This window comes from Paraburkholderia phenoliruptrix (assembly GCF_902859825.1).
GTDB classification, from domain to species: Bacteria; Pseudomonadota; Gammaproteobacteria; order Burkholderiales; family Burkholderiaceae; genus Paraburkholderia; species Paraburkholderia phenoliruptrix.
The window spans coordinates 105945-123316 of sequence record NZ_CADIKB010000003.1; the positions used below are offsets into that span (position 1 = coordinate 105945).

16 protein-coding genes are annotated in these 17372 nt (G+C 64.8%); 9 read left to right on the top strand and 7 right to left on the bottom strand.

Going from position 1 to position 17372, the window contains the following annotated elements:
• The first annotated feature begins 66 nt into the window (after positions 1-66).
• Positions 67-753: a heavy metal response regulator transcription factor gene (locus HV711_RS05110; RefSeq protein WP_035478051.1), complete on the top strand. Its 687-nt coding sequence runs from the start codon at positions 67-69 to the stop codon at positions 751-753.
• On the top strand, positions 750-2234 hold the full coding sequence (locus HV711_RS05115; RefSeq protein ID WP_035478054.1) for a heavy metal sensor histidine kinase: 1485 nt from the start codon (positions 750-752) through the stop codon (positions 2232-2234). Before HV711_RS05110 ends, HV711_RS05115 begins: the two co-directional genes overlap by 4 nt.
• On the opposite strand, the gene dinB is transcribed toward HV711_RS05115, so the two are convergent.
• The 4 genes from dinB to HV711_RS05135 all read right to left on the bottom strand — a co-directional run bounded on the left by dinB (position 2201) and on the right by HV711_RS05135 (position 5498).
• A complete protein-coding gene (gene dinB / locus HV711_RS05120; protein ID WP_013591772.1) occupies positions 2201-3367 on the bottom strand; it encodes a DNA polymerase IV in 1167 nt (388 codons plus the stop codon). The genes HV711_RS05115 and dinB overlap by 34 nt on opposite strands.
• Positions 3368-3426: 59 nt before the next feature.
• Positions 3427-4101, bottom strand: a complete 675-nt coding sequence (locus tag HV711_RS05125; protein WP_035478057.1) for a hypothetical protein — start codon at positions 4099-4101, stop codon at positions 3427-3429.
• A gap of 193 nt (positions 4102-4294) precedes the next feature.
• Positions 4295-4873: a YceI family protein gene (locus tag HV711_RS05130; protein WP_035478059.1), complete on the bottom strand. Its 579-nt coding sequence runs from the start codon at positions 4871-4873 to the stop codon at positions 4295-4297.
• Between the two features lie 61 nt (positions 4874-4934).
• Positions 4935-5498, bottom strand: coding sequence for a YceI family protein (locus HV711_RS05135; protein ID WP_013591775.1), 564 nt, complete (start codon positions 5496-5498; stop codon positions 4935-4937).
• A 299-nt stretch (positions 5499-5797) separates the two neighbouring features.
• Here HV711_RS05135 and HV711_RS05140 point away from each other — a divergent pair, with 299 nt between their 5' ends.
• A complete protein-coding gene (locus HV711_RS05140) occupies positions 5798-7048 on the top strand; it encodes an arsenic transporter (protein ID WP_013591776.1) in 1251 nt (416 codons plus the stop codon).
• 63 nt (positions 7049-7111) lie between these two features.
• Here the strand turns inward: HV711_RS05140 and HV711_RS05145 are convergent, their stop codons facing one another.
• A complete protein-coding gene (locus HV711_RS05145; RefSeq protein ID WP_028360235.1) occupies positions 7112-8020 on the bottom strand; it encodes a formate/nitrite transporter family protein in 909 nt (302 codons plus the stop codon).
• Positions 8017-8262, bottom strand: a complete 246-nt coding sequence (locus tag HV711_RS05150) for a hypothetical protein (protein ID WP_013591778.1) — start codon at positions 8260-8262, stop codon at positions 8017-8019. Before HV711_RS05150 ends, HV711_RS05145 begins: the two co-directional genes overlap by 4 nt.
• Positions 8263-8626: 364 nt before the next feature.
• Here HV711_RS05150 and HV711_RS05155 point away from each other — a divergent pair, with 364 nt between their 5' ends.
• The 6 genes from HV711_RS05155 (at position 8627) to HV711_RS05180 (ending at position 16955) form a co-directional block, all read left to right on the top strand.
• Positions 8627-8917, top strand: coding sequence for an EF-hand domain-containing protein (locus HV711_RS05155; RefSeq protein WP_014973058.1), 291 nt, complete (start codon positions 8627-8629; stop codon positions 8915-8917).
• A gap of 97 nt (positions 8918-9014) precedes the next feature.
• The gene (locus HV711_RS05160) at positions 9015-10586 is read left to right on the top strand and encodes an efflux transporter outer membrane subunit (protein ID WP_035478064.1); all 1572 of its coding nucleotides are present in this window, start codon (positions 9015-9017) and stop codon (positions 10584-10586) included.
• An 18-nt stretch (positions 10587-10604) separates the two neighbouring features.
• Positions 10605-11726 carry an efflux RND transporter periplasmic adaptor subunit gene (locus tag HV711_RS05165; protein WP_035478067.1) on the top strand — a complete coding sequence of 374 codons (1122 nt, stop codon included), beginning with the start codon at positions 10605-10607 and terminating at the stop codon, positions 11724-11726.
• The gene (locus tag HV711_RS05170) at positions 11723-14863 is read left to right on the top strand and encodes an efflux RND transporter permease subunit (RefSeq protein WP_035478068.1); all 3141 of its coding nucleotides are present in this window, start codon (positions 11723-11725) and stop codon (positions 14861-14863) included. Before HV711_RS05165 ends, HV711_RS05170 begins: the two co-directional genes overlap by 4 nt.
• Before the next feature lie 17 nt (positions 14864-14880).
• Positions 14881-15594, top strand: coding sequence for a response regulator (locus HV711_RS05175; protein ID WP_013591783.1), 714 nt, complete (start codon positions 14881-14883; stop codon positions 15592-15594).
• A complete protein-coding gene (locus tag HV711_RS05180; protein ID WP_035478071.1) occupies positions 15591-16955 on the top strand; it encodes an ATP-binding protein in 1365 nt (454 codons plus the stop codon). The genes HV711_RS05175 and HV711_RS05180 overlap by 4 nt, the downstream gene beginning before the upstream one ends.
• Before the next feature lie 82 nt (positions 16956-17037).
• Here the strand turns inward: HV711_RS05180 and HV711_RS05185 are convergent, their stop codons facing one another.
• On the bottom strand, positions 17038-17310 hold the full coding sequence (locus tag HV711_RS05185; protein ID WP_013591785.1) for a hypothetical protein: 273 nt from the start codon (positions 17308-17310) through the stop codon (positions 17038-17040).
• Positions 17311-17372: the final 62 nt, after the last annotated feature.

Here is a 17372-nt window from a genome sequence, read left to right on the forward strand (position 1 = left end):
ACGCCATGAACCCGTGGGAGAAGCCATGCAAGGCCTTTCGTATAATGCAGACACTAGGGGACGCGCATGAAATTGCTGATTGTTGAAGACGAGCACAAGGTGGTGGACTACCTGCGCTCCGGTTTGACAGAGCAGGGTTGGGTCGTGGATGTCGCGCTCGACGGCGAGGAAGGCATACATCTGGCCACCGAGTTCGATTACGACGTCATCGTGCTCGACGTCATGCTGCCCAAGCGCGACGGCTTTAGCGTGCTGAAGGCTCTGCGCATGCGCAAGTCGACGCCCGTCATCATGCTCACCGCGCGCGATCATGTGAACGACCGCGTGCGCGGCCTGCGCGAAGGCGCGGACGACTACCTCACCAAACCTTTCTCCTTCCTCGAACTGGTCGAACGCCTGCACGCGCTCGCTCGCCGCACGCGGTCGCAGGAATCCACGCTGATTTCGGTCGGCGATCTGTTTGTCGATCTGATCGGACGGCGCGCGACACGTGACGGCGTGCGGCTCGATTTGACCGCGAAAGAATTCCAGTTGCTGAGCGTTCTGGCCCGCAGGCAAGGCGACATTCTGTCGAAGACGGCCATCACCGAGCTGGTGTGGGACGTCAACTTCGACAGTCATACGAACGTGGTGGAGACGGCCATCAAACGATTGCGCGCGAAGCTGGACGGCCCGTTTCCGTCGAAGCTGCTGCATACCGTGCGCGGCATGGGTTACGTGCTCGAAGTGCGTGAAGAGGCGGAGCCGTCATGAACCGTTCCATCGCGCGGCGCCTTGCATTGATGTTCGCGCTCGTCGCGCTGTTTGTGTTTACGCTCGTCGGCGCAGGGCTTTTTGCGGTGCTGCGCTCGCAGCTGGAGAGCCACTTGCGCGAGTCGCTCGATGACCGCGCGCAGATCGCGCGGCTCATCTGCAATCATGGGCTGACGCCGGAAAAATGGCGCATGTCGCGCGAAAAGCTCACCGACATGACGCCGCCCGACCGCAGTACCGTGTATGCGGTCACGAGCATCGAGCCGTCTTACAACTACGGCAAGCCGATAGAAGGCACCATTATCAAGACCCTGCCCGGCGGCTACGCGCGCGTGAGGCCAGTGGGCGGCGGTGCAGACATGCTCACCACCACCGTGTCCATTCCCGGCTATTCGACGCGTCCGCCGATGCAGCTGCAGGTGGCGTCGAGCTACATGCCGAATATTCGCACCATGCGCGTATTCGGCTTCGCGCTCGCCGCGCTGTCGGCGCTCGGCAGTCTGGCGGTGCTGCTGCTCAGCTACTCGGTCACACGCATCGGGCTCGCGCCGCTCACGCGCCTCACGCGCGACGCGTCCGCCGTCAGTCCCAACAATCGCTCGCAACGGCTCAATACCGCGTCGCTGCCGCACGAGCTGAACGATCTGGCGAATTCGTTCAACGGCGCGCTTGAGCGGCTCGACGGCGCGTATTGCCGGCTTGAGTCGTTCAATGCGGACGTCGCGCACGAATTGCGCACGCCGGTGACGATCCTGATTGGTCAGACGGAAGTCGCGCTGACGCGCAATCGTTCCGTGGACGATCTGCGCCACACGCTGCAATCGAACCTCGAAGAATTCGAACGCATGCGCGCGATCATCAACGACATGCTGTTCCTCGCGCGCGCCGACCAGGGCGAGCGCGCGACGGGGCTCGTGGAAGTCTCGCTCGCGGCAGAAGTCGCGCATACGCTGGAGTTTCTGGAGATTCCGCTCGAAGAAGCCCGCGTGCAGGCGCGCCTTCAGGGCGACGCGGTCGCGCATGTCAACCGCTCGCTGTTCGGCCGCGCCTGCACGAATCTGTTGATGAATGCGATCCAGCATTGCCGGCCGGGTGCGCAGATCAGCGTCAGGATCGCGCGCGAAGCGGAGCAGGTGCGAATCGAAGTCGCGAATCCCGGTGAGCCGATCGAGCCCGCGGTGCTTGAACATCTGTTCGACCGGTTTTATCGCGTGGAAGCCTCGCGCACCAATAGCCGCGAGAATCACGGGCTGGGTCTTGCCATCGTCAAGGCGATTGCGGAGATGCATCGCGGCACGGTGTCGGTGCAGTCCGCGAACGGCGTGAACACCTTTGCTTTTTCGGTAGCCGCTTCGCGTGTCGAGAGCGTTGGGCAGCCGGCGCGTGCGAATGTGCCGGAGAGTGCGGCTGCGAATGCGCAGAACGCCTCCGTGCCAGGCGCGGCTTCCTATTCGTCGCTCGTGAAGGGCAAGTCTGCCTGAACGGGGAGACGCCGCTGCGGCGGCGCGGCGCTTGCGAGGCTCAGCGCGCTCACGCGCACGCCGAGCAGCCGCAGCTTGCGGTTGAGCTCGACCCGCCGCAGACATTCGGTGGCCGCGCGGCGTATTTCCGCGGCGTCGGCGGTGGGCGCCTCCAGCGTCAGGTCGCGCGTGACGGTGCGGAAATCGTCATAGCGCAGCTTGATGCCGACGGTCTTGCCGACATAGCCCTTGCGCACCAGGTCTTCCGCGACCCGCACGCACAGGCCGGTAAACGAGCTCGATAACGCGGGCCGGTCGTGGCGCGGATGCAGGTCGCGCTCGAAGGTCGTTTCTCGGCTCATCGATTTCGGTTCCGATTCCACCACCACGGGCCGCTCGTCCTCGCCTTGCGCGACACGCATGAGCCACGCCGAGTAACTGCGCCCGAAGTGGTCCTGCAGCAGGCCCGCGTCTGCCGCGGCCAGATCGCCGACGGTCGCAATGCCGAGCGCCGTGAGTTTTTCCGCCGCCTTCGGGCCGATGCCGTTGACCTTGCGCACGGGCAGCGGCCACACGCGCAGCGGCACGTCAGCGGGCGTGAGAAGGGTGAGGCCGTCGGGCTTGTCGAGTTCGGAGCCGATTTTCGCGAGCAGTTTGTTCGGCGCCACGCAGATCGAACACGTAAGGCCGGTGGCCTGATTCACCGCCTGCTTGATGCGTGCGGCGATGTCGCGCGGCTCGCCCGGGAGTTCCGTGAGATCGATATAGATTTCGTCGATGCCGCGGTCTTCGATGCGGTCGGTAAAGGTGGCCACCGCAGCCTTGAAGAGCCGCGAGTAATGACGGTAGGAGTCGAAGTCCGTGGGCAGCAGGATCGCGTCCGGCGCGAGCACGGCCGCCTTCATCATGCCCATGGCGGAAAACACGCCGAGTGCACGCGCTTCGTAAGTGGAGGTGGTCACGACGCCGCGCCCTGCGTAGTCGCGCAGCTTCGCAAACCGGCGGCTGCCGTCTGCGAGTGTTTGCGGCGCGCCGTTGCGGCCGCCGCCTATCACCACGGCCTTGCCGCGCAGTTCCGGATAGCGCAATAGCTCGACGGACGCGTAAAACGCGTCCATGTCGAGATGCGCGATACGGCGGCTTGCTGAACTCATGGAAGGCGGAAACGAATGGCACCCGTAATAGTACCTTGCTCCGCCTTCGCGGGTGCCGTCTAGAAGCGGTAGCTCACGCCGAGCTGCACGACCGGATAGATCTTGTAGCGCTCCACCTTGTCGTTGATCTTCTGTTCCTGCTCGTCGATGTTCGCCTGCGTCGTGAACATCGAGTAAATGGCGGGCACGTTATAGTGCGTGCGCGGACGGCCATAGGCGACGCCGAGGTCGAACGTGAGGCCGAAGCCCTTGGAAACCGGCTTGTGTCCATAGCCGATGCCGACGTAAGGCATCACGCGCGGCAGCGTGACCGTGGCCGACGGTGCCGGACCGACGGCGGGCACGAAGTCGTCGCCGATCTTGTAGTTGCCTTGCGCATTCGGCACGGCGTGGGCAGACAGTTCGTCGTCGTTGATGAGCGCGCCGGCCGTCAGGCGAAAGCCGCTCGAATGGAATGGGAACACGTCCATGTACAGGCCGCCTTGCAGCAGCTTCAGGTGGCCGTCATACTGGTTGTCGTTCCCGTTGACCGAGTGCGAGAAGCCGAGCCCCTCGAACTCCGCGTGCACGCCCGTCCAGGAATTGAGCGGCAACGCGGCGCCGATGCCCGCGCCCAGCGTGCCGCCGTGTACATAGACCTCCTGCGCCTGCGCCTTGCCCGCTAATGCAGCCAGCGCCAGCGCAGTCATCGCGGCCGCAGCCGCACTTTTTACTTGCCCTTCGAACTTCACCACCGCTTGTCTCCCGACAAAAATCAATTGCGTGGGGATGACTTTACGGTTCGGGCGCGCGGTTCAAATGCGGGAACAGCGGGCACTTCCGGCGGCTCTTCCCACTCCATTCGGCGGCGGCGGAAAAAGCGGAAATATCGCCCTGTAATTTGTGCCGAGCACTTCGCCGCGCAGGCGAGCGCGGCTGCCATGACACTTACTGCTTGATGCCTTCGGCCTGGATGTGCAGCACGGTTTGCATCTTGAAGCCGTACGTCTTGCCGAAGTCGACGCCAAAATCGTCGCGATTGAACGTCGCCGTCGATTCCGTGCCGCACACTTCGCGCTTGAGCATCGGGTTCACGAAGCACTTGAACGACTCGATCTTCAGATTCACCGGCTTCGTCACGCCATGCAGGGTCAGCGTGCCGATCACTTCCACGGGCTTGTCGCCGTCAAAGCGGATCTGCGTGCCCTTGTAGGTCGCGGTGGGGTACCTGGCCACGTCGAAGAACTTCTCGCCGACCAGTTCCGAATCCAGCTTGTCATTGCCGATATCCACCGAGCTCATGTAAATCGTCACGTCGACGGTGCCGGTCTTGGCCGCGCGGTCCAGCACCACGCTGCCGCTGCTTTTCTTGAACTTGCCGCGCCAGATCGACACGCCGCCGAAGTGGTCAGCCTCGAAGCTCGGGGCCGTGTGCGTCGGATCGAGCTGATAGGTGTCGGCAGCCATTGCGTTGAACGACAATGCGGCGGCCAGTGCGCCCGCGGCGAGCAGGAATTGCTTCTTCAAGATGTTCTCCAGGCTTAAAAAAGGATGATGACGCTTGGACGTTCTGCCGGGATATCGGCAATCACTTCTTCGAGGCGACGAGGTGGAACTTGATGACGACTTCATCGGCGACGACCGACGTGTCTTTCCATTCGCCCGTGCCCACGTCGAACTGCGAGCGCTTGATGGGCAACGAGCCGTCGAAGGTCTGAGTCGAGCCCTGGCTAGCAATGGTGACCGGCACGACCACGGTCTGCGATTTGCCCTTGATGGTCAGCTTGCCGGTGATCTTGTACTGGTTGCCGCCCGCCGGCGCGATTGCGCTGGATACAAAGGTCGCCGCCGGATAGGTGGCGCTGTCGAACCATTCCTTGCCTTGTGCCTGCTTGTTGTAATCGTCCGCGCCGAGGTCGTAGCTGCCGGTATCGATCGACACGTTTGCGCTGCCCGCCGTCGGCTTGGCCGGGTCGAACGACAATTGCGCCGAAAACTTCCTGAACTTCCCGTCGACGGGCACGTTCATCTGTTTCGTGGTCGCGATCACGGTGCTTTTGCTCGTGTCGACGTCGGCATGCGCGAGGCTGGCCCCGAGCAGCGAAAGGGCGGCGACGCCCGCGAGAATGGAGTGATGGAGTGTGGTTTTCATGGTGGTACGCATCCTATCGAACCCACGCGCGTTCATTGCACACAGTGGGGAATTTGATTGCCAACAGGCCGTAGCGAATCCGCGCCCGGCAGGAAACGCGGAGACTGCGCATGGTAGGCATGCCGATAACAACCGAATAGCCGTACGCACGAGAACGCATCGTTCTACTGGTGACGCCAATGCGGGCCGGGCTTGCGCATTGCATCGAAGCAGGCAGAAAGAAAGCACCGCTCACGACTTGGGTTATGCTGCGCACCGGGCGTTGCCCACGTATAACCCTCCATTTCAGGACGTTCGTTGTGACTTCGATTTTCCTTTCATGGGGTATCGCCGCGTGTGCGACCGCCGGCGTCATCACCCGTCCTTTCAAATGGCCGGAGGCGGTGTGGGCCGTGGCCGGCGCCGTGCTGCTGGTCGCGCTCGGACTGTTGCCGCTCAATCTCGCGATCGAGGCCGTCGGCAAGGGCACCGACGTCTATCTGTTCCTGTTCGGCATGATGCTGCTTTCCGAAGTTGGGCGCCGCGAGGGACTGTTCGACTGGGTCGCCGTGCTCGCGGTCAATCATGCGCAGGGCTCGCCGCGCAAGCTCTTCATGCTCGTCTATCTGGTCGGCGTGGTGATCACCGCGTTCCTCTCGAACGACGCCACCGCGGTCGTCCTCACGCCTGCCGTGTTCGCGGCCGCGAAGAAAGCCAGGACCGATCCGTTGCCGCTCCTGTTCGTCTGCGCGTTCATCGCGAATGCGGCGAGCTTCGTGCTGCCCATCTCCAATCCTGCCAACATCGTGCTGTACGGCAACCACACGCCCGCGCTCGGGCCGTGGCTCGCGCGCTTCGCATTGCCGTCGCTGCTGTCGATCGGCGCGACCTATGTGCTGCTGCGCTGGACGCAGCGCGAGGCGCTGGCCGGCACCTGCGAGGCGAATCTGGAGCCGCTGCGGCTGTCGTCCAGCGGCCGTGTGGCGCTGGCGGGCATTGCGGTGACGGCCGTGGTGCTGCTTGCGGTCTCCGCGTTCGACGTGCCGCTCGGCCTGCCCACCGCGATACTCGGCGCGCTGACTGCCATCGTCGTGCTGATTCAGGAACGCAAATCGCCGGTGCCGATGATCCGCGAAATTTCGTGGAGCGTATTGCCGCTCGTGGCTGCGCTCTTCGTACTCGTTGAAATGCTGGACCACACCGGCGTGATCCGCATGCTCGCCGCGTTGACACAAGCCGGCGCGGCGCACCATGAAGCGAGCACGGCAGGCTGGGCCGGCGCGGCGATCGCGATCGGCAGCAATCTGATGAACAATCTGCCCGCCGGGCTGATCGCCAGTTCCACTGTGATGCAGGCGCACAGCCCCGAGCGCGTGATCGACGCGCTGCTGATCGGCGTGGACCTCGGACCGAACCTGTCGATCACGGGTTCGCTTGCGACCATCCTCTGGCTCAACGCGATTCGCCGCGAAGGCGAGGACGTAAGCTTCATGCGGTTCCTGAAGGTCGGTGCCGTCGTGATGTTGCCCGCGCTCGTGCTGGCGCTCGGCGCGCGCATTCTGATCGGCTGATGCCGGGCGCGTGACGGCGCCGCGGCGCGCACGATGCGCCGCGGCCCGGTATGTTGGCGCGCGTCAGCGAGGACCGTTGATTTCCGGCGCAATCGCCGCGTGATTGAGAAGCGCGACGAGCGACATGCCGCCCACCGTATTACCCACCAACGTCGGCACCAGAAAGCGCAGAAAGTAGTCGCGCAGGCTCGCGTCGCCGCTCATCACCGCATAAGCCACTTCCGTCGATCCGGCGATGATGTGCGAAAGATGGCTGACGGCCACCACATAGGTGATCAGCAGCACGGTCAACAGGCGCCCCGAGCGGGCGCTCGGCAACAGCCACACCATCAGCGCGATCAGCCAGCCGGCAAAAACCGCCTTCACCATGGTCGGCAGCATGTGCTCCGAGCCGACGGCCGCGCGCGACACGTCGCCGAATGCCTCGACCACCGCGGGCGCGAAGACATCGGGAATGCGCAGCATGGCGGCGAAAACCCACGTGCTCACCAGGTTGAAGAACAGCACGATGGCCCATAACCGCATGGCTTTCACCAGCGTGCTGGGATCGCGCCGCGTCAGGACGGGCAGGACGACGGTCAGCGTGCTTTCGGTAAAAAGCTGCTGCCGCCCCATGATGACGAGCACGAAGCCCATCGAGTAGCCGAAGCTCGACACGAGATGGCGCCAAGGGCTATCCGGCATGCCTGCTTCGAGCACCGCCTGCGTGAGGAACGAAAACCCCATCGAAAGCCCAGCCGCGAGCGACGACCAGATCAGCGCGCCAATGGTCCGCTCGAGCGCCGCTTCGCCCTCTTCACGAACGATCTCGTGCAGCACCAGCGCGTGAGGCGCGGTGTGGTGCGCCGCCTGGTCCTGCTCGCCCTCGTTCAGATGCGGCGAATCCGCGCCGGCGTCCTCGGCGCGGGGCGCTTCGTTTTCCTTCGATCCGGCGGAAGGCTGCCGTTGCTTCTCGCGTGTCGCTTCCGTCATGAGCGGACATCCTTCCAGCGCGGGCCGGGTGTTTCGCACACTGCTTCGTCGGACTCCCGCAGTGCGGCAAGCGTGGCTTCGAGGCGAGCGAGCCGCGCCCGTTGCGTCGGCACGAGCTGCGCGCGCGCCAGCATGCGCAGGCGGCTGTCCCAGTACGAAAGCGGGATGGGGTCGTTCACCGAGATCCGCCCGAACACCAGTTCGAGATGGGCGATCTCCTTATCTAGGTTCTGGTAGCTCATGTGACGTGTAGAGGAAGAGACCATCAAGCAGAGGGGACCCTGAGGCAGGTGCCGGAAACCGGCTCTGGCACTCGGTTCATGGGGAGCAATCGGCGTTCCCCGATTCGTCAGGACAACGGGAATTCACCAGGCGTGGTTGCTCCCGCCATGTCCTATCCTCCAGCAAGGGCAATGGCTGCGACGGAACCTCGCCGGATTGCACCTGACGCTTCGCGCGCGGCACGGCGGGCGGGCATTTCATGACATCGAACGACATAAATCTGCAATTGCCTTGCGGCAGCGGTTCAACAAGAATTCGACCTGTCATTGAACGGATCGCGGCACACGCAGGCGACGCTCGGTGGCTCTATCGAAGGAGTCAGTCATGAAAAAGTTGCTCGCCGCCCTCGTGCTGTGCTGCGCGTCCACCGTTACGTTCGCTCAGGCCGCTCCGCAGGCCGCCAATCCGCAGCGTGTCGAGCGCATGGTTCAGCAGCTGCAATCGCGTTTTGCGAACGCCAACACCACGCATGACGGCAAGCTCACGAGAGAGCAGGCCGCCGCCGGCATGCCGATGGTCGCGAGCCATTTCGACGAGATCGACACGCAGAAGACCGGCTACGTCACGCTGGCGCAGATCGAGAACTACATGCGCGAACGCGCCGCCGCGCGCTGAGCGGCACGCCATGCGGCCGCCTCTGCAGCACGCCGGCGCCGCGCCCGACTTCGTTTTCAATCAACACTTACCAAGCCCCTGACGCCCGACACGCGCGATGAAACCCGCCACGTCCCGCCGTTTGCGTAGTGCAGGCGCATCGAGCGTCGTATCGATGAGCGCGGCGCTGGCCGGTTGCGCGAGCCTCGGACCGGACTTCAAGGAACCCGAGACCACGCTGGAAAAGCAGTGGTTCGAGAGCTTGCCGCCTGCCGCGCAGGCCGCGCCCGCCGCCGAGGCCGCGTGGTGGAAAGCGTTCAACGACCCGGTGCTCACCGCGCTCGAAGAGCGGGCCTATCAGCGCAATCTGTCGTTGCAGGTCGCGGGCCTGCACATCTTCAAGGCGCGCGCGCAACTCGCGAGCGGCGTCGAGAATCTGCTGCCGCAGACGGGCAGCGTCTCAGTCGGCGCGAACCATATCAACACGAGCGGCGTCGGACCGCTGCCGCCCACGCATTTATGGGCCGAGCATTTTCACGCGAATGCCGGCTGGGAACTCGATTTCTGGGGCAAATACCGGCGCCAGATCGAATCGGATCGCGCCCAGCTGCGCGTGTCCGAAGCGGCCTACGACAACGCGCTGGTGTCCATGTTCGCCGACGTCGCCAACGCGTACATCGATTTGCGCGCGCTCGAGCAGCGGATCGTGGTGGCGCAGCAGAACCTCAAATCGGTGCAAGACAGCCTCGCGCTCACCAAGGCGCGCTACACACGCGGCGCATCGAGCCAGCTCGACGTCGAACAGGCCGCCACGCTGGTTGCCGAAACAGAGGCGCAGATTCCGCCGCTCATCAAGGCGCGCGCGCAGGACCGCGACACGCTCGCGGTCCTGCTTGCCGATCCGCCGGACGCCATGGACGCGCAACTGAAGGGCAGCAGCGCGGTCCCGGTTGCGCCCACGCAGATCGACGTCGGCATTCCCGCCGATCTGCTGCGGCGCCGGCCCGACGTGCGCCAGGCCGCGCTCAATGCTGCGGCGCAATCGGCGCTGATCGGCGCGGCCAAGGCCAAGCTGTATCCGTCCTTTTCGTTGACGGGACTTTTTGGGCTGTCGTCCGGGGAACAGCACGGCATCGGACTGTCGCAATGGGGCAGCAAGACGATCGGGTTGTTTTCGGCGGGCGTTTCACTGCCCATTTTCGACAGAGCACAACTGCAGAATGCGGTGCGCATTCAGGACGCGGCGTTTCAGGAAGCGGTGCTCGATTATCAGAACACCGTGCTGCAAGCGCAAAAAGAAGTCGAGGATGCGATTGCCGCGCTGCGCACGTCGCTCGATGCGCTCGCGGCGTCGGCGCGCGCCTCCGACGCTTCGCAGCGCGCGTTGCGGCTCGCCAACGCGCAATACCGGTCGGGCTCGGTCACCTACGACTCGGTGCTCGACGCTTCGCGTTCCGCGTTGCGCGACGGCGACTCGCTCGCGCAAAACCAGGGAATCGCCGCGCTCGCGGCGGTTTCACTGTATCGCGCGCTCGGCGGCGGATGGGAAGTGGCACAGGGGCAGCAGGTCGTGAGCGAACAGATCGCCGACGAGATGGCACGGCGCACCGACTGGGGGCGTCTGCTCAATCCGCCGGCCAATTCCGCGTTGGCGCGCGCGCGCACGAGCGCGCCGCCGGACGGCAAATGACAGTGCGGGAATAAGAACATGGCCACACTAAAAGGAACCGGCGGGCGAACGGCGCATGCCTCGCTGCACGAAGCGTTGCGCGCGCTCTGCTGCGTTGCTTGGCTCGCGGCCTTGAGCGCATGTCACGAGAGCAATGCGCCCGCCGCGGAAAATGCACCGTTGCCGCAAGTCAGCGTGATGCGTCCCGAGCCGCGCGAGGTGCGCGAGCAACTGGATCTGATGGGCAGCGTCGCGCCGTCGGCCACGGTGACGCTGGTCGCGCGCGTGCAGGGCGTGCTGAAAGACATTGGTTTCGCGGACGGCGCCAACGTGAAGCAGGGACAGGTGCTGTTTCGCATCGAGCCGGACACGTATCGCGCGCAGCTCGTCTACGACCAGGCCGCACTCGATAACGCCGAGCAGGAACTCGCGCGCCAGAAGCAGCTGACGTCGGATAACGCAACGTCGGAATCGTCGCTGCAAAAAGCGCAGACCACGCGCGACCAGGCGCTCGCAAAACGCGACATGTCGCGCATCAATCTGGGCTACACGGAAATACGCGCGCCGTTCGCGGGCCGCATCGGCGCCCGCGCTTTCGACGTCGGCAATGTGGTGGGCGGATCGGACTCGACGAAGCTCGCCACGCTCGACTGCATTCAGCCCGTGTACGTGAACTTCACGCTGAACGAGCGCGACGCGAATCGCATCGGCCTCTTTACGCGGGCGCCGCACCGCGTGCGCGTGAACGTGCCGGGCACGAACCCGCAGCAACGCGAAGACGCCGTGCTCGAATTCGTCGATACGCGAGTCGACCCCGCCAGCGGCGCGATCAGACTGCGTGCCGATGTGGCTAATCGCGACGCGCATCTGATTCCCGGCATGTCCGTCGAGGTGCATATTCCCGCGGGCGCGCCGCAAAACGTGCTGCTGGTGCCCGACACCGCGTTGCTGCGCGAGCAGGCCGGCGCGTCCGTGCTGATCGTGAACGCCGGCAACGTGATCGAGAAGCGCAGCGTGGCGACGGGAGGCCTGCACGGGTCATTGCGCGCCATCACGGCCGGCCTCGCTCAAGCGGACCGCGTGGTGACGGGCGGCGGCCTCGCGGTGGCGCCCGGCATGAAAGTGCAGACAGTCGACGCCGCCGTGCAGGGCCGCTCATGATCCGCTTCTTTGTCGAGCGTCCGGTATTTGCCAATGTCATTGCGTTGATCGTGATGCTGCTCGGCGCCGTCGCGCTGATCAATCTGCCGGTCGCGCAATATCCGCCGATCACGCCGCCCACCGTGCAGGTCGTCGCGCACTTTCCGGGCGCGAGCGCCGCGACCGTGATCGACCGCGTGGCGTTGCCGATCGAGACGCAGGTCAACGGCGTGGAAAACGCGCTGTACATGCAGTCGACCAGCACCAACGACGGCACCTATACGCTCACTGTCACGTTCGCGGTGGGCACCGACGTCGACAAGGCGCAGGTGCTCGTGCAGAACCGCGTATCCGCTGCGACCGCGCAATTGCCGCAAGCGGTGCAGCAGCAAGGCGTAACCGTGAGGAAGCGCTCGACGGCGATTCTGCAGCTGTACACGCTGCAATCGCCGGATCCGAAATACGATTCGCTGTTTCTCAGCAACTACGCGGTAATTTATCTGCGCGACACGCTCGCGCGCCTGCCGGGCGTCGGCGACGTGACGGTATTCGGCACCGGGCAGTACAGCATGCGCGTCTGGCTCGATCCGCAGAAACTCAGCGAGCGCAACCTCACCGCCGCCGACGTGATGCAGGCCATTCAAAGCCAAAGCAAGGACGTGAGCGCGGGCCAGCTCGGATCCGAACCGAACGCGGGCGGTCAGGCATTCCAGCTCACGGTGACGATGCGCGGCGCACTGTCCACCGCGCGCGAATTCGACGACATCATCGTCAAGGCCGATTCGAACGACGGCGGCCACTTCGTGCGCATTCGCGATGTCGGGCATACGGAGCTCGGCTCGTCGAGCTACGGGCAGTTCTTTAACCTGGACGGCAAGCCGGCCGCCGGCATCGCCATCTATCAGTTGCCCGAAGCAAATGCGCTGGAAGTCGGCAACGCGGTGAAGGCGACCATGGCGCGCCTCGCGAAAGACATGCCGAAGGGCGTCAGCTACCAACTGCCGTTCGACACCACGATCTTCGTGCGGCAATCTGTGATCGACGTGTACAAGACGCTTTTCGAAGCCGCATTGCTCGTGCTCGCCGTGATTCTGCTGTTCCTGCAGAACTGGCGCGCCATGCTCGTGCCGGCCACCACCATACCCGTCACCATCATCGGCACGTTCGGCGCGATCTATATGATGGGCTTCTCCATCAACCTGCTGACGCTCTTTGCGATTGTGCTCGCCATCGGCATTGTCGTGGACGACGCGATCGTCGTGGTGGAAGGCATCACGCAGCATATCGAGCAGGGCAAGACGCCGAAGCAGGCCGCTATCGACGCGATGCACGAACTGCTCGGCCCGATTGTCGGCATCACGTTGGTGCTGGTGTCGGTGTTTCTGCCCTCGGCATTTCTCGGCGGTGTGACGGGTCAGATGTACCGGCAGTTCGCGCTCGTCGTGGTGGCGACCACCGTTATCAGCGCGATCAATGCGGTGACGCTCAAGCCCGTGCAGAGCGTGCGCTGGTTGCGGCATCAACGGCCGGGCACGCCGAACGTGGTGTATCGCGTGTTCGATCGCGCGTATGCGCGCGTCGAAAAAGGCTACGTGGGCGTGGTGACGTGGTTCGTTGCGCGCTGCAAGCTCGCGCTCGTGATCGCGCTGCTGCTCGGCGGGGCGTCCGCCTATCTGCTGACGCGCGTGCCGACCAGCTTCATTCCGCTGGAAGATCAGGGCTATATGCTGATCGCCGCGCAAATCGCCGATGCGGCCTCGCTCGGCAGAACGCGCGAGGCGAGCACGGAGATCGAAAAGCGCATCGGCGCGATTCCCGGCGTGAGTCACGTGGTGTCGATCGGCGGGATTTCGCCGCTCGATAACAATGCGTCGTTGGCCAATGCCGCGCTCATCTACGTGACGCTCGACGACTGGAGCGAGCGCGGCAAGGGCAAGGACCTGCGCTCGCTCTATCAGCGCATGAACAGCGAACTGGCGAAGCTGCCCGACGTGCGCTCGGTCGTGATCGTGCCGCCGCCCATTCAGGGGCTCGGCAACAGTGGCGGCGTGCAGATGCAGGTCATGCTGACCGACGGCTCGCAGAACTATCAGCGCCTGCAAAGCGCCACGGATGCGCTCATTGCGGGCGTGTCGAAACGCCCTGAATTGCAGCGCGTTTTCAGCCCGTTCCGCGCGGCGGTGCCGACCGTCGAACTCACGCTCGACCGTGCGAAGGCCGAGTCGCTGCAAGTGCCGGTCGGCAATGTCTTCGACCTGTTGCAGGACTATGTCGGGTCGAGCTATGTAAATCAGTTCACGACGTTCAATCACACGTTCCCGGTTTTCGTGCAGGCCGACGGCGGCTTTCGCCGCGACACCGACGACATTCGCCGCTTGCAGATTCGCAGCAACAGCGGCCACATGGTCGAGCTCGGCACGTTTATCGACGGGCACACCAATGTCGGTCCGGCAGTCGCCGCGCTTTACAACCTCGCGCCGGCGGCGGCCGTCAACGGCAATCCGGCGAGCGGCTACAGCACGGGCGACGCGATCCGCGCTTTCGAGGAAGAGGCCGCGCGCATTCTGCCGGCCGGCGTCGGCTATGAATGGACCGCCATGTCGTATCAGGAGAAGCTCGTCGGCAATTCCGCTTACTGGGTGTTCGCGGTGGGCGTGCTGCTGGTGTTCTGCGTGCTCGCCGCGCAATACGAAAGCTGGCTGCTGCCCGCCGCCGTGGTGCTCGCAGTCCCGCTCGCACTGCTCGGCACGGCGGGCACGCTTGCTTTGCTAGGCACAGCGAACAATCTGTATACGCAGATCGGCCTCGTGCTGCTGATCGCGTTGTCCGCGAAGAACGCGATTCTGATCGTCGAGTTCGCGCGACATTTGCGTCTGCAAGGCGTCGGCATGACGGAGGCCGCCATTGAAGCGGCGCGCCTTCGTTTCCGGCCCATCATGATGACGTCGTTTGCGTTCATACTCGGCGTGGTGCCGCTCGTGATCGCAACCGGTGCCAGTGCGAGCGCGCGCCGTTCGCTCGGCATTGCGGTGTTCTCCGGCATGCTCGCCTCGACCTGTATCGCCGTGCTGTTCATTCCGTCGTTCTATGTGCTGCTGCAGCGCATGGCCGAACGGCACGCCGCGCGCAAGGCACACGGGGAACAAAAGGAAGCCTGAAACCAGGGAGTTTTCGCATGGATCGCCCCGCGAAGATCATCGTGCTCGACGACGAAATCGAGCTGCGCAACATGTTGCAGCGTTTCTTGCGCGGTCAGGGCTTCGACGTGCGAGTTGCAGAAGACGGCAAGCGGCTCGACCGCTATCTCGAGCGCGAGCCGTTCGACCTGCTGGTGCTGGATCTGATGATCGGCGAGGAAGACGGACTCGCGATCTGCGCGCGGCTGCGCGCGCAAGGCCAGACCTTGCCGATCCTCATGCTGACGGCGAAAGGCGATCCGCTCGACAAGGTGCTGGGGCTCGAAACCGGCGCGGACGACTATCTCGCGAAGCCGTTTCTGCCGCGCGAACTGGTTGCGCGCATCAATGCGCTATTGCGTCGCCAGAAGATCGCTTCCGGCGATGTCACCGTCACGTCGCAATGTGTGCGCTTCGGGGACTTCACGCTCGATGTCGTCAAACAGCAACTCACGCGCGGCGGCGCCGTGCTCGACATTCATTCCGCGCAGATGCTGCTGCTCGTCGCGCTGGCGTCGTCGCCGAACCGGCCGGTGAGCCGCGACAACCTGCTCGCCCGCGCGCGAGGCCGCGACCACGACGCGCTCGACCGCAGCATCGACGTGCAGGTGCTGCGCCTGCGGCAGATCGTCGAGAACGATCCGTCCAAGCCCCGCTTCATCAAGACGGTGTGGGGCGTCGGTTACATGCTGGTCGCGGACGTCGACTCATGACCCGCCCGCTGCTGCGAGGCGTATTGCCGCGCACGCTGCTCGCGCGCAACATCGCCTTGCTGATCGCGCTCGTCGTGTTGAGCCAGGTGTGCTCGCTCGGCGTGCTGCTGCATTACGTGCAGCGGCCGCGCGTGGAGCGTGCGGCCGCTGTGTTCGCCACTTATGTGACGACGCTCGACAGTCTGCTGCAAAGCACGCCGGCCGGCGCGCGCGACGCGCTGACCGCACGGCTCGACACGCGGACGCGGCTTCCCGACAGCGCGCAAGCCGAGCCGCCGCCGAGTGTGCTGCGCGCGTATCGCAACTATCAGCGCAAGGTGTTCCTCGACAGTTTGCGCAAGCATCTTCCCGCTGACATGGAGGCGCGCTGGCAGACCGAAGGCGGGCAGCGGCTGTGGATTCGCCTGCATGCGCCGGCCGCTGCGTCGGGCGCCGCGGCGCCTCGCGCGCCCTACTGGATCGCGCTGCCGATCCCCGAAGACGCGCAGGGCAATGGGCTCGACGCGGCGATTCTGCTTTCGCTCGGTCTCGCCGCGCTCGCGGCCCTGACCGGCTATGCGATCCAGCTTCACCTGAACCGACCGCTTCAGGAATTGACTCATGCGGCGCGGCGCCTGAGTGCCGGCGAGACGCCGCCGCCGCTGCCGACCGACGGCCCAGTCGAAATCGCCGCGGTGAGCAGCGCCTTCAACCAGATGACAGAGGCGCTGAAACAAGCCGAGGCGACGCGCGCGCTGATGCTGGCCGGCATCTCGCACGATATCCGCACGCCGCTCACCAAACTGCGTCTTTCGATGGCCATGGCGATGCCCGACGGTAGCGACAGCAGCTTCGCGGTGGCGGCCGAGTCGTATCTCGATCAGATCGAAACCATCTTGCAGCAGTTCATGGACTACGCGGGCAGCGGCGAGCGCGAGCCCGCCGAGCCTGGCGATCTGAATGCGCTGGTCGAACGGCTGGCCGGCGACTTTGCCGGACTGGGGCATGAGTTCGAGCTGTCGCTCGCGCGCCTGCCGCTCGTCGACTACCGGCCCGTGAGCATGATGCGGCTCCTGATGAACCTGATGCAGAACGCGATTGTGTACGGCGGCAGCGGACTCGCGGTGCGCAGCTGGGCGACCCATGACGCGGTGTATGTGGCCGTCGGCGACCGGGGCAAGGGCTTATCGGCGGAGGAGCTGGAGCAGCTCAAGGCGCCGTTCCAGCGCGGCCGCAATGCACGGGCGCATAGCGGCGGCACGGGCTTGGGACTCGCCATTGTCGAGCGGATTGCGCGGCTGCACGGCGGCAGGGTGGAATTCCACGCGCGCGAGGGCGGCGGGTTGGAGGTGTGGGTGGTCTTGCCGGCCCGAGCCGGCTAATGCAGGCTTACCGCAGAGCGGCGCGGTTGGCGCGCCGATGACCGCGCTCCCGGCACGTTCCTGGCCCGCTGCAGCAACCCGTTCAGGTCGACTCGCGATCCAGCCACGCATCCAGTCCCACACGGAACGCGACGCCGGCAATCACCGGCACCGTCAGCATCAGAATGATGCCGAAGTTAGGAACCGGGTCGCCGTAAGCGATCGGCTCATACAGCACGACGCCCGCGACGATCGCGAAAACGATGACGCCGACGGCTACCATCAGAAGATTGCGCACCGTGATGGAGAGCTCTTTGCGCCCAGCCTTGGCGGGGCTCGGGCTGGCGGCGGGGGCGGGGTCGTGTTGGGCAGGCATGATGGCTCTCGTGACAGAAACGCGGCGCGGGCTCACGCGCGCATTCGGCGGCAAAACAGGGC